Source organism: Anabaena subtropica FACHB-260 (genome assembly GCF_014697105.1).
GTDB classification, from domain to species: Bacteria; Cyanobacteriota; Cyanobacteriia; order Cyanobacteriales; family Nostocaceae; genus Trichormus; species Trichormus subtropicus.
In genome coordinates this window covers 30,192-43,431 of record NZ_JACJRF010000012.1, presented here as the reverse complement: position 1 = coordinate 43,431, position 13,240 = coordinate 30,192, and the positions used below count along the sequence as shown (strand labels likewise).

At 38.1% G+C, this 13,240-nt stretch carries 14 protein-coding genes; 5 read left to right on the top strand and 9 right to left on the bottom strand.

Going from position 1 to position 13,240, the window contains the following annotated elements; translation table 11 throughout:
• Positions 1-99 precede the first annotated feature (99 nt).
• A complete protein-coding gene (locus H6G18_RS09420) occupies positions 100-939 on the bottom strand; it encodes a hypothetical protein (protein ID WP_190406831.1) in 840 nt (279 codons plus the stop codon).
• 327 nt (positions 940-1,266) lie between these two features.
• Entirely contained in the window at positions 1,267-3,033 is a 1,767-nt protein-coding gene (gene argS, locus H6G18_RS09415; protein ID WP_190406830.1) for an arginine--tRNA ligase, read from the bottom strand.
• A 112-nt stretch (positions 3,034-3,145) separates the two neighbouring features.
• Here argS and H6G18_RS09410 point away from each other — a divergent pair, with 112 nt between their 5' ends.
• Entirely contained in the window at positions 3,146-3,853 is a 708-nt protein-coding gene (locus H6G18_RS09410; RefSeq protein ID WP_190406829.1) for a Uma2 family endonuclease, read from the top strand.
• A 17-nt stretch (positions 3,854-3,870) separates the two neighbouring features.
• Here H6G18_RS09410 and H6G18_RS09405 read toward each other — a convergent pair whose 3' ends face one another.
• Together H6G18_RS09405 and H6G18_RS09400 are read right to left on the bottom strand one after the other, a co-directional pair.
• On the bottom strand, positions 3,871-4,422 hold the full coding sequence (locus tag H6G18_RS09405) for a Uma2 family endonuclease (protein ID WP_190406828.1): 552 nt from the start codon (positions 4,420-4,422) through the stop codon (positions 3,871-3,873).
• Positions 4,423-4,452: 30 nt separating this feature from the next.
• Complete coding sequence (locus tag H6G18_RS09400; protein ID WP_190406827.1) at positions 4,453-5,118, bottom strand: peptidase M15; 666 nt, start codon at positions 5,116-5,118, stop codon at positions 4,453-4,455.
• 135 nt (positions 5,119-5,253) lie between these two features.
• Between H6G18_RS09400 and H6G18_RS09395 the strand changes: the two genes are divergently transcribed.
• The gene (locus H6G18_RS09395; RefSeq protein WP_190406826.1) at positions 5,254-5,643 is read left to right on the top strand and encodes a hypothetical protein; all 390 of its coding nucleotides are present in this window, start codon (positions 5,254-5,256) and stop codon (positions 5,641-5,643) included.
• Positions 5,644-5,836: 193 nt separating this feature from the next.
• On the opposite strand, the gene H6G18_RS09390 is transcribed toward H6G18_RS09395, so the two are convergent.
• The 5 genes from H6G18_RS09390 to H6G18_RS09370 form a co-directional block, all read right to left on the bottom strand.
• The gene (locus tag H6G18_RS09390) at positions 5,837-6,031 is read right to left on the bottom strand and encodes a heavy-metal-associated domain-containing protein (protein ID WP_190406825.1); all 195 of its coding nucleotides are present in this window, start codon (positions 6,029-6,031) and stop codon (positions 5,837-5,839) included.
• A 418-nt stretch (positions 6,032-6,449) separates the two neighbouring features.
• Positions 6,450-7,553, bottom strand: a complete 1,104-nt coding sequence (locus tag H6G18_RS09385; protein ID WP_190406824.1) for an AI-2E family transporter — start codon at positions 7,551-7,553, stop codon at positions 6,450-6,452.
• An 88-nt stretch (positions 7,554-7,641) separates the two neighbouring features.
• Positions 7,642-9,075: a bifunctional orotidine-5'-phosphate decarboxylase/orotate phosphoribosyltransferase gene (locus H6G18_RS09380; RefSeq protein ID WP_190406823.1), complete on the bottom strand. Its 1,434-nt coding sequence runs from the start codon at positions 9,073-9,075 to the stop codon at positions 7,642-7,644.
• A gap of 78 nt (positions 9,076-9,153) precedes the next feature.
• A complete protein-coding gene (locus H6G18_RS09375) occupies positions 9,154-9,876 on the bottom strand; it encodes a molybdopterin-dependent oxidoreductase (RefSeq protein WP_190406822.1) in 723 nt (240 codons plus the stop codon).
• Positions 9,877-9,901: 25 nt separating this feature from the next.
• Complete coding sequence (locus tag H6G18_RS09370) at positions 9,902-10,501, bottom strand: cytochrome b/b6 domain-containing protein (protein ID WP_190406821.1); 600 nt, start codon at positions 10,499-10,501, stop codon at positions 9,902-9,904.
• A gap of 220 nt (positions 10,502-10,721) precedes the next feature.
• Between H6G18_RS09370 and H6G18_RS09365 the strand changes: the two genes are divergently transcribed.
• The 3 genes from H6G18_RS09365 (at position 10,722) to H6G18_RS09355 (ending at position 13,163) form a co-directional block, all read left to right on the top strand.
• Positions 10,722-12,449, top strand: coding sequence for a peptidoglycan-binding protein (locus tag H6G18_RS09365; RefSeq protein ID WP_190406820.1), 1,728 nt, complete (start codon positions 10,722-10,724; stop codon positions 12,447-12,449).
• 187 nt (positions 12,450-12,636) lie between these two features.
• Complete coding sequence (locus H6G18_RS09360) at positions 12,637-12,873, top strand: DUF433 domain-containing protein (protein ID WP_190406901.1); 237 nt, start codon at positions 12,637-12,639, stop codon at positions 12,871-12,873.
• On the top strand, positions 12,870-13,163 hold the full coding sequence (locus tag H6G18_RS09355) for a DUF5615 family PIN-like protein (RefSeq protein WP_242040254.1): 294 nt from the start codon (positions 12,870-12,872) through the stop codon (positions 13,161-13,163). The genes H6G18_RS09360 and H6G18_RS09355 overlap by 4 nt, the downstream gene beginning before the upstream one ends.
• Positions 13,164-13,240 lie beyond the last annotated feature (77 nt).

Sequence of the window (13,240 nt, the reverse complement as noted above, 5' to 3'; positions counted from 1 at the left end):
CTTCGACCCTATACGGTTTGGATAGGATAACTTGCCACAATAATAGCGCCTGTAGAGACGTTGTATTGTAACGTCTCTGTGGCAAAAATTATATAAATTTTAAATAAAACCTGCTTTTTCAAAATTATCCCGCAACAAATTCTTGGTTAAAAAGACATCAGTTCCTTCTGGTTTAGGTGGTGCGTTGCTAGGTGCATCTTCAAGGGGTTTATCTGTAAATTTATTCAATTCTTTCACAAGCTTTTGATCACCCTTAGCATCTTTAGTTGCGTAAAATGTCCTGATAATTGTATTTCTTGAATTACCAATAAAAGGAGGCTGTAAATTCACCAACTTTATCCCATATTCCTGATTTATTTTTTCATAAGCTTTCCATAAAGTTAGCTGATCAATGTACTTTGTATCTTGAGGTTCTGCAAGCATTTGCCAAAGTTGTGCAATCCACTCCTTGGTTAGTGCTTTACTTGCTGGAGAATTATTCAAACCCAGTACATTCATTGTCAATCTTAAAAATTCATATTTCATTTGAGGTCTAGCAAAGATGCAGAAATCTCCCTGCTTGAAAAGATTACCAAATCTATTTAGATCCCTCTTAACAATGGCATCAGCATCTAATTGTAGTAAATTTTCAATAGAGCTATCTTGTCTTAGTTCATTCACCAAAAAAATTCGCCTAGCTATGGTGTATAAGCGTTGCTCATACTCATGGGCAAATTCTTTTTTCTCATGAATTATTTTAAAGTTCTTCAACTCTGAAAATTCGTTTAAACTATCTTCGTGAGTATTAATTGCTAATACTACAACTTTGACGTTGGGAGAATTTTTATTAATAGAACGCAATAATATTTTGCCATAATCTAAATACTTATTATCAAAGCCGACACTAACGGTAATATTAGCGTCCTTAGGTTGAAAGGCTTTAATCAGCTGATTTATCATACTTTCCTCCTTAAATTATGTAGTGTTTCTTAGACTAACTACCTACCTTAGCAGTAATGAGTAAATTAGTTACAAACATGAGTAACATCATGGGGGCAAAAGTATTTTTTTATACTATTTTCCCGTGAAAGCTTCACTACATGGAAAAACCCCTCTCCACACTTCTCCCCTGCAAGGTTACTCAGAACTTTTAAAGACAGAGGGGTTGGGGTGAGGTTCGTCTAACTTAATCACGTTAACGAAATGCACTACTGTTAAGTACTGCAAGGTGTGTAGATATCAGCTACCAGGATTTGTAGAGTTTGATAACGAATCGGAAGATGGTAATCACATCCTCTCTAGCACTTGGATACCCAACAAAGACAAGCCTAGTTTCAAAGTTCTGGCTGTCAAATCACACAAAACTAAACGGGATGTCCGCAGTGGTTCTTCTGCATTCAAAACTTGTACCCCTTGATTGCGGTCATAAAAAACATTAAACTTTTTACTTAATTCGTAGAGATATTCACACAACCGATTAGGTAGCAAGTCTTGCTCTACAATGCTAATGACTTCACCTAGTTGCAGTAAGTATTTAGCTAATGCCAATTCCGTTTCATGCTGTAATATAACTTTGGTATTATTTCCCAACTCTGCAAAGTTAATCCCACCCTTGCGACTAATCCCTTGAATCCGGGCATAAGCATACAACATATATGGTGCAGTATTACCTTTGAGATCCAGCATTTTATCATAGCTGAAAATGTAGTTACTGGTGCGATTTTGGCTTAAATCAGCATATTTTACCGCACTGATACCAACTATCTCAGCCACGTTATTAATAAATTCTGCGGTTTCTTCCCGTTCTTCTTCCTTGAATCTAACTTCTAAATCTGCATGAGAACGAGAAATGGCTTCATCTAACAAATCCCGTAGCCTTACAGTATCACCGGAACGGGTTTTAAATTTCTTCCCATCTTCCCCTAATACCAAACCAAAGGGGACGTGAACTAATTCCACATCATCAGGAATCCATCCAGCTTTACGCGCTACTTGAAAGAATTGGGAAAAATGATTTGCTTGTCCCGCATCGGTGACATAAATTATGCGTTTGGCTTCATCTTTTTGAATCCGGTAACGCAGTGCTGCTAAATCTGTTGTGGCGTAGTTATAGCCACCATCAGATTTCTGCACAATCAAGGGTAAAGGTTCGCCTTCTCTATTAGTGAAGCCATCTAAGAAAACACATTTTGCACCTTGATTTTCAACCAATAAACCGGATTTTTCTAACTCTTCTACAACTGTGGGTAATAAGGGGTTATAAAAAGATTCGCCTCGTTCCGTTACGTTGACATCTAACAAATCATAAATTACCTGAAACTCTTGGCGTGATTGTTCACACAACAATTTCCAAGCATGGAGTGTATCTTCTGCGCCTGCTTGTAATCTAACAACTTCTTGACGTGCTGTCTCTTGGAAGGCTTCATCTGCATCGAATCGTTGCTTGGCTTGGCGATAAAAACTAACTAAATCACCAATATCTAAAGCATTCGCCGTAGTTAACGCTTCTGGGTAGACTTCCCGCAGATAAGTAATTAACATCCCAAATTGCGTACCCCAATCACCTACATGATTTAGCCGCAATACATCATGTCCGCGAAATTCTAAAATTCGGGCGATGGAATCACCGATGATAGTAGAACGCAAGTGTCCGACGTGCATTTCCTTAGCAATATTCGGACTGGAAAAATCGACAATTTCTCGTTGTGGGTGTTTAGCTGTGGGAACGCCTAGTCTAGTATCTGCATGAATAGCGTTAATTTGCGCTTCTAGGTAGGTAGTTTTCAACTTGAGGTTGATAAAACCAGGGCCAGCGATTTCTGGAGTTTCACAGATTTCTGATACATCTAGTTTCTCTACAATAGCAGAGGCGATCGCTCTCGGTTGCTGTCCTAATTTCTTACTCAACGACAAAGCAACGTTGGCTTGATAATCACCAAACTTAGGATTACTAGCAGCAACTAAAATCGGGTCTACTCCGGCGTACTCATCACCAAAAGCAGCAACCAAAGCCTGCTCAAGTTTTACTTTTAATTGTTCTTGTGTAGCGTTCATATATAAATGTTATCTGTCACAGGCGTAATGTGGCTATTGAGAGTGGGATATTCTCAAAGGCTTGATTATTTTAACCTTAAAATATAGTCAGCTAATCTCACTGAGGACTGTCATGGTACAGTACAATCCCCTCGACTGTCTGCCATCCTCGGCAGAATTGCCAGACTCCGATGATACACCAGTGGATAACGAACTACAAAATCTGATTCCCAATTTACTAGATGCGATTTTAGCTTTAGCTTGGAGTCAACGCACAGATTGGTTTTTCGGCGTTGATATGGGAATTTATTATGCACCCAGCAACCCGCCATTAGTACCCGATGGTTTTCTCAGTTTGGGTGTTGAACGTTTCATAGGTGAAGAGGGACGTTTAAGTTATGTGCTGTGGGAAGAAGATGGTATTGTTCCCATTTTCGCCTTAGAAGTTGTTTCTAAAACCTACGGCGGTGAATACGAAAAGAAAAAAATCGACTACGCCAAATTAGGGATTTTATATTATGCAATTTACGTACCTAGTCGTAAATATCGGCGTAAACGAGAACCCTTGGAAGTTTATCGTTTAGAAAATAGTGAATACATATTACAACCAGGTTCGCGGGTGTGGATGCCAGAAATTGGTTTAGCATTGGGACGAGAACGCGGTACTTACTTGGGACGAACACGGGAATGGTTGTATTGGTATGACGAAGCAGGACGGAAATTACTTACACCAGAGGAATTAGTAGAGGCGGAAAGGGAACGCGCACAACAAGAAAAACAACGCGCTGAACGACTGGCGCAAAGGTTGCGGGAGTTGGGTATTAATCCTGAGGAGATTTAGAAAATTGGGTAGTGATTTTAATTACTAACAATGGCGGAAACTGATATGGCAATATCTGGAAATGCTATTGGGTAGATTGTTCCGTCTATTAATGTAGATTTTGCAGCATACTCCCCATCTTGGGGTTGTCGAAAGACGACAAGTTGTCTTTTCTTTAAGTTCACTACCCAATACTCAGCAATTTTGACTTCAGCGTAAATTTTACTTTTTATCTCTAAATCCTTTTCTAAGCTGGAATTTGCATATTCAATCAGCCAAAAAATATTTTCTGGATATGGATGATGTGCCAAATATTCACGTCCTAGTCTTTGCACAATAGCAATATCAGGTTCCGGTTCGGACGCGTTAGGTAAAGTTATCGGTTTATCTAGACGAACCATTGCTAGTTCACCCAATAACTTAATTAGATATTCCCCGGCTTCACTGCTGAAATATGCGTGGGGTTCTCCTTCTGGCGACATCTCGACAATTTCCCCCTTCAGTAGTTCCACCCGTCGATTATCTAAAATACCCGCCGCCACCATTTGATGATATTCATCTATCGTCCATTTTGCTGTTGTCAGAGTCATAGCGATCGCTTTTATTTCGCTGTCGTTATTTTATAACGTAATCATCTTGCCAAACTCTTCTATAAACTTTTTATAAAACTGCTGATGTGAACCCTCATAGTTATCTGCACCCTTCTTTGTCAAATAACCTTTTTTACCCGTATGAGGATTCGGCACATAACTAGATATCCAGGCTTTTTTACCATCTGGATTTTCAGACCAATTAATATTAAAAGCGGCATACTTAGGAAAAAATTCCATACTGCTATAGTTATCAATATGATCATGAATCCACCACGCTAAGGCTGTCCAATCAGACGTTTTCTCATAATAATCAATAAATGAATTAACGATAATACAGGCTGTTGCACCCATATAACCCTTAGCGTCCCGAACATCCCAGATATGTCCTGCGTAGTTAGATTCATTTTTGGCGCAGTTGTATTGATTTTTATTCTCGGAGCCTCTAGCATTGACCATAGACGAGCGAAAGGCAGAGCGAATGCTGATGCTGCCTAAAGCGTCTTGAATTGGCTCTAGAACTTGCTCACAGAGATTTTTACCAGCAGATATTGCCACATCAGGATCATCTGGTATGTTGGGGATACCTTCAATTTGCGAAATCTCAGAATAGAGAAAATCTCGCATAAAAAAGTTTTGGGAAAGACGCACTCTACCTAATTCTTCCAACGCTTTAACAGTTTGCGGACTTCTCATTTTTTCCACAGTAAAAACTATGGTTATTGTTCCCCCACTGTTCAGGATGAAATAGATAACTTGGGAAACAATTACTAAAGTTTATAACTCAGTTAGAGTGAAGTAACCAATTTTTAGGTAGTGCAGGAGAAAAGCATGAAAAAAGCAACTATAGTCAAAACACTCATCACCTCGTGCGGATTTTTAGCTTTATTAGCCCCAACACAAGCCTCTGCTCAACTAGTACCACAACCTTGGGTATCAGTAGGCGGCAAAGATGGCGATGTCACTTATGCTGTAGGGGCTAGGGCGTTAGATTTTGGTGTAGAGTTAGGTGTGGGAACGGATGGGGCGACTGGCGTAGATGTGCTGAGGTTTATCAGTTTGCCAGTAATTTCTCCTTATGTAGGTTTGGGATATTATTCAGAAGATAAAGGAGTAGCTTTTTCAGGTGGCGTACAAGTAGGTGCTACTGATAACATTTTCGTGGGCGCTGGTTATAATTCTGTGCGCGGTATTAATGGACAATTGGGCATTAGATTTTAACTTTTAAGACCATTTCACTAAAATTCTGATACACATTCAAACCCAGAAACCTTTGCAAAATCTAGATTTCTGAATCTAGATTTCTGAATTTTGAATTTTGTTGGCGCAGCCTTGCCGTAGGCTATTTTGAATTTTGAATTGGTATAAGACCCCTGAATTTTAGAAAAATCGGGGGTCTAGTTTTTCGCACAATTTACGCAGGTGGATAGCCAGCAGCAGCTAAAGCATCTTTAATTGATGTTTCTGATGCTTGCGTTTCTACGTTAACTAGCTTAGTTTGAGGATCAGCCTGAACGATCGCATCAGCATCAACTGTCTTCACTGCATTAGTAATGTTGTTTGCACAAGCAGAACAAGCCATGTTGGGAACTGTGAGTTGGATTGTCATAGATTTAGGGTATGAATGGAAATAACTTTTGAGTCTAAGCCTGACAACTGAGGCGATAGCCTAGAACCATCCTAAACTCTCTAGTTAGGTGGAGAGTCTAGCGAATTTTACAAGTTTTCCAATAAATTTCAAATTTGTTTACCCTGTTAATAAAAAGCCCCCGGCCGATACCAGGGGTGTTAAGTATGCCATCAACTCTATTCCTAAATATAGAGAATGCCATTTACTAGGTTTTAGCGCATCCGCATAAATGCAATTTTTGCATAACTTCGATGATGATTTAGCAACTAAGTGGGATTGCGGTTAAATAAAATGTATAGTAAAGATACTTTTTCATCAAGAATCACGAAGTAAATCAGGCGTAAACTCCAGAAAACACCATCTACGCAATTATGGAAATAAAGATAATTACATTACTTCAAGATGATGAAGATTCTGGTTTTAAGATTTCTGTTGCAGCTTCAGTCGGTAAAGCATTATCGATACTAGTAGACTGAGAGGAAAAATCATCTATTATATCTTTCGTTAAACCAGCAACAGGTACAGCAATGAGTAATCCTAACACTCCACCAAGGTATGTTCCCACAAGCAAAGAAACTAACACCCAAATTGGTCTAAGTCCGGTAAAACTACCTAAAAGACGGGGTGCGATCGCCTGATCAATAATTTGGTCAATGACAACAGCTACTGCTAAAATCTTCACAGCTAGCCAAAAGTCATGTGTAGCTACAATCAAAGTAATTACAATCAAGCTCACAACGTCACCGAAGGGAATTAAACTTAAAAACCCAACTCCCAAACCAAACAGTAACCCAAACTGCACTTGAAAAACTAAAAACAAGAGGGTTTGAGAAGTACCCATCAGTAAAGCCAAAGTTCCTTGACCAATTAAATAATTTTGAAAGTTTCTTTGAATAGATTGGTTTAACTTTTGAGCAAAAGACAAAGGTAACTTTTTAAATACCCCTTCCCAAATTCTAGGACCATCCACCAAGAGGTAAAAAGTAATTACCACTGTAACTAAAGCTTCGGAAATACTATCAACTGTTTCTATAATAAATTTTAAAATTTGATTAGAAAAATATTCTAATTCATCGGGGATTTTATCAATAATTCTTGTTAATGTTGTTGCTATATTAAACTTGAAATTTTGACCAAGCGCCCAATTATTCAAGTTCTGTATTTTTGCCTGGCTAGAATCAATCCATTGGGGTAAAACTTTAGCAATTTCATGAAATTGCTCTATTGCTATAGGCAATAATGTGATACCTGAAGCAACTAGAATTAGCACAGTACAAACAAAAACTAATGAAACTGCATTGCTACGTTTTACTCCTCGTTCCTGAAGAGAAGAAACGGGGTAGTTTAAAATAAACGCTAGTAAGATTGCTAAAACAAATATTGTCACTAAAGGTTTAAAATATTGGAAAAATTGAAAAATCAACCAACCATTCAGACAAACCAAGGGAAATATTAGGGTTAAAATTAACCACTTAAGCAATTGATTGAGTGAAATATTCATATCAATTATTTTCTATCTGGGTTAGCTCCTTATTTTGGCATAAACACTATCAACAATTATTTTCCATTACCACTAACAAAATTCAATTTTATTCAGCAGTTAGAGCCAAAAATTGCTCATCATTTATCCGTCCTGCTTGGTGTAAAACAGTTGTAATTTCCGAAATTGTTAAAACTGCATGACCACGATACCCATTTGCTTGTAATTTATCTTTCACTCCTTGTTCATGGTCAATAAACACTACAATATCATGAACATTTAACCCTGCTGACTTTAACTTATCTGCTCCTTCCATCACACTCTTACCACTGATGAGGATATCGTCAATTACTACCACTGTTTCACCCGCATGAAAATTACCTTCAATCAGCTTGCGAGTACCATGTGCTTTCACTTCTTTACGAGGAAAAATCATCGGACAATGAAGACGTAAAGCTAAACCAGTTGCTGTTGGTAAAGAACCATAGGGAATACCTGCTAATCTATCAAAAGTGAGATTTTTCACAATCTCTTCATAGCTACTGAGGACTTGATTAAATATTTGAGGATTAGAAATAATTTTGCGTAAATCTATATAATAAGGAAACACTGCACCGGATGCTTGGACAAAATTACCAAACATAATGCAATCAATATCATATAATTGCAAAATTAAATCATGTAGAGGATGCTGGTTGACAGCAGAAACATCGGGTAGCCACACAGCACAACTAGAACCATCAAGAACAATTCCCTCTCTCACCTGATTAATTTCTGCACGTAGAAACTGAATTTCTTCAGACAAGTTTTGACTTGCTAACATATCTTGGGGAACAGGAATTAATAAACCATTGCCGCTATTATTTAAACCAGCATCTAAAATATTCTTTAAATTCCCACCCCCAGCCCAGATACTACGTGCCATAATTATTCTTTCCGGCGCAGCTTGGCGAACTTTCGCCAAAACATCAGCATTTGTAGTACCTACTTCTAAGCCCAATTGTTCTGGAGTACCCCAATTTTTTGATTCTTGCACAACTTGTAAATAAAGGGGTGATTCTTTTGAGGGATATTGCTGTAAAGCCTCTGCACCAGGGTTAGATGTAGAACATAAAATGAACACAGTCTTATCAGGATAGACTAAAAAAGGAGCTACATGATCTTGTCCTGTATAAGGGCTGAGAGTAATTGCATCTACGCCCCATTCTGTAAACACAGTACGGGCAAAAATAGTACTCGTGTTTAAATCACCATGTTTAGCATCTAAGATTATAGGAATATGGCTAGGAATAGCAGCTAAAGTTTTCTGTAACAGTTCTAAACCAGGAATACCCAAAGCTTCATAAAATCCTAATGTCGGCTTATAAGCACAAACAAAATCAGCAGTTTCAGAAATAATAAATTGTAACCATGACCACAAATTAGAGATGATATCTTGATGTTGATATCTTGCAGGCATCATCTCAGGGTTTGGATCAAGTCCAACGAAAAGTATACTTTTATTTTGTGATATGTTGTTATGCAGTTTATCAAAAAAGTTCATTGGTAATAATTCAGTAAATTTTCTGGATAAATTTATTCATATTCAGAATTTGAGTGTTTAGTATCAACTCTCTAAAATCTAAATTCCCGCAAACCATTCATAACCCTGATCTTCCCAATAGCCTTTAAATATAGATAAACTATTAGTCAGAGTAATCTGAGTCACCCACTTACTTTGTTTATAACCAAGTTTAACGGGTGAAGCTAAACGTAAAGGCGCACCATTTTCGATTGGTAAAGATACACCATTTTTTTCATAAGCTAATAGTGTTTGTGGATGTAAAGCTGAGGCAATATCCCAACTTTCATAGTAACCATCAGCCGATTTAAAATAAGCGTACTGCACATTAGCTTTTGGTTGAGCAAGTGCCACAATTTCTCTTAGCTGTACACCGCCCCACTGCACAATCGCCGCCCAACCTTCAACACAAACATGACGTATAATCATTGAAGTCAATGGCAAATTTTGAATTTCCGCCATGCTGATATTCAAAGGATTATTAACTTCCCCATCGATAATTAAGCGATATTTTTCTACATCAATAATTGGCGTATTCCGAAAGCTGTTAACTATTAATGCTTCTGGTTGAATTTCCCTTTTAGAAAATTCCGGCACTAATTTTTGCGGATTAAATATTAACTTTTCTACTTTTTGGTTCAGTGGTTGAGAAACTGTACCCACCAAATCTTCAAAAACTGGTGTCCCACAACCGCCAAGCAGCAAACTCATACTGGAAATACCAGAAAGGTGCAAAAATTGACGGCGAGTTAATCGTGGACGACGTATGTGAATTAAACCCATATTTCCAATTCCTAGTAATTAGACCTTACCAAAACATTGACTCTGTTAGTTGCTCTCCGCCAGCTTTACGCCCTAATAAAGAGTGAATTATGACAAAGAGAATTACCATTGGTACTGAAGCAAAATGGACAATTCGTAGACTTTGCCAATCACCAAACATATCTACAATCCAAGGAAATTGAGCAGGTTTATACATACCTACACCTGTCAGTAATGCCAGCAACAGTATGGGAATTATCGATGTATAGATGATACGATGCCACGCATATATTAAACGCTGAGAATTTTGGCTTTTTTGTAATGCTTTGATATCATTAGCACCAACAAATCGATGCCGCCAACGGCGAGTAATCAAAATATAAAATCCGTACCACAAAAGATTTAAAGAAAACACCCACATAGCTGCAAAATGCCAGTGTCTACCTCCAGCTAACCACCCTCCCAAGGTAAATATCGGGGGAATGTGTAAGCCAGCGCGTCCACCAAAAACTGGATTGGCGTTGTAAATTTGCAGCCCACTAGTCAGCATGAGGAACAGGCTAATAATATTCACAGAGTGGAAAATTTTCGCTCCAATGGCTTGGGTTGGCAACTTTCGGCTTTTTGGGGGAGTAGTCGCAGTCATATATATTGCCAAATAAAATATTTAATCTACTACTTGGGTGTAAACACAGTTGCTATTGCTTATTTCATCCTAAGCTTTCAGCGATACATCCAGAGTATTACCACAGGATTCTTTTACCCAAGGAAAGCCAATTCAAATTTGGTGGGTTTTGTCAGTATGATAGATACAATGAGTTATAATTTTTACAAACTTTAGTCGAGTCTTGGTGATTCCCTAAACTATGGATACACTTGCTTATTTGCATTTAGCTGAGACTTATGAAGCATCTACTACAGATGTTGATTTACCAGAAGTATCTTGGACAAAAAACCAAGGTGGAGCCTTAATGTTGGTGGCTTCTTTGGCTATGGGTTCTTTGAGTTGGTCACTTCCTACTGCTGCGGCTTTGAAAAAAGGACACAGAAATGCTCAAGTGGTGTCACTCCAGCAAAAGCTGAAAGCAAGCGGATATTTTCCGCAAGTCGCCACAGGATATTTTGGTTCTGTGACAGAAGTAGCCGTGAAGAGATTTCAACAAGCCAATGGGTTAAAGGCTGATGGAATTGCTGGGACTGCAACCTTAGCCGCCCTAGAATCTAATTTGGGTGTATCAGATTTTACTATCAAGACTCCTCAAGTAACTGCTTCTCAAGCATCTCTCAAACGGGGCGATATTAGCGATCGCGTCATTTCTTTGCAAGAAAAACTACAAGCTGATGGATACTATAAAGGGGGGATTAGTGGCAATTTTGATGATGTAACCCAAGCCGCAGTCATACAATTCCAGCGAGCTAATCGGCTCATCGTTGATGGTATTGTCGGAAAACAAACATCATCTGTTTTAGCTTCAAGTTCCCGAAAATTAGCCGCTTCATTACCCCAAAAAACCACCCTCGAACCCTTTTTAGCACAGGAACTACAGAAGCCAGAAAATCAGCCAACCATAGCACCCCAATCAATTAAGTCTCCCAACCCCTCACAGAAAATGAGGCTAGTTAAAACTATTTCTGGGAGAATTTCCCCTAAATCTGTGGTTCATTCGGGGAATGGGTTATTTTTTGCCCAAAATATGATGTACAACCACACAATCACCGTGTATAACCGTGACTATGAATTAGTCAAAGTCATCCCCGATGAAGTGGATTTATCTAAATTTGGTCATGGAAAATTCCCAGGGAAATTTAGAGGCTCTCCAGTTGAAGCTAGTTTTTCCCATAATGGTAAATATGCTTGGGTATCTAACTATCAAATGTATGGGACTGGTTTTAATAACCCTGGTAGTGATAAATGTCATCCATCTCAAAAGACAGATAAAAGCTTCTTATATCGCATAAATACAGAAACTCTGAAAATTGACCGAGTTATCCCCGTTGGTTCTGTACCAAAATTTGTCGCTACTTCTGCTGACGAGAACCTGATACTAGTAAGCAACTGGTGTTCTTGGGATTTGAGCGTAGTAGATACAAATCAAAGTCGGGAAATTAGACGCATTCCCTTAGGCCGATATCCTCGCGGAATTGTTGTCGATGCAGCGTCAGAAACAGCATACATCGCCATCATGGGTTCTTACGAAATTGCTAAAGTTAACCTGAGAGATTTTTCTGTAGGATGGCTCAAAAATATTGGTCGTTCACCACGTCATTTGAACATTGACCCGGCTGGTAAATATCTTTATGCTTCTTTAAATGGTGAAGGTAAAATTGCTAAAATTAGTTTACCCCAAGGCAGATTAGTTAATAAAATTACCACAGGTAATGCTCCTCGGAGCATGGTTTTATCTGCTGATGGTCAAGTGCTGTATGTTGTTAACTATGGTGAACATACAGTCAGTAAGGTTCGGACTAGTGACATGAAAGTGTTACAAAAAATTAAAGTTGAACCTAATCCTATAGGAATCACTTACGACCCGCAAACCAGAGAAGTTTGGGTAGCTTGTTATTCTGGTAATATTATGATTTTTCAGGATTAGAAACTTTATGGTTATTGATGGTAGATTATGCGATCGCCCAATTTACTAAATATTTTAGGGCATTAAGAGGCGATCGCTATCCATATCCTATAAAATTCAGCAATAATAGTTAGCTTGGTAGACCCTCATAATTAAATCAATTAACCCGATGAATTAAGTATAATATTTGCAAATATCTTACACTATGATGGATTACACACTTCTACAACGTATTACCCTAAATGCCAATATTTGTCATGGAAAACCATGTATACGAGGACTTCGTTATCCAGTTGAGTTTATCTTAGAACTTCTTAGTTCTGGCATGACAACCGAGCAAATATTAGCAGATTATGACGACTTAGAATCTGAAGATATTTTAGCTGTTCTGTTATTTGCTGCACGACTCAGCCAAGTCAAAAGCATATATAAAATTGCCTCATGAAATTTCTTGTGGATGCTCAGTTATCAGTTCGTCTTGCCGATTTTCTGAGAGTATCAAATTACGACACAATCCACACTAGAGATTTACCAGAAAAAAATTCCACATCGGATATTGAAATTAATGCTATATCAATTCAACAAAACAGAATTTCAATCACTAAAGATTCTGAGTTTGTCAACTCTTTTTTAACAATTAAGCAACCACATAAACTACTGTTAATCACCACTGGTAACATCAGTAACTCAGAATTAGAAAACCTTTTTTCAAGTAATCTTTACATATCTGGTTGAACTATTTAAACAGCATTCTTATATTGAGATGAATCGACAGTCCCTCATCGTACATCAATAAGGGACTATAGCGTAAA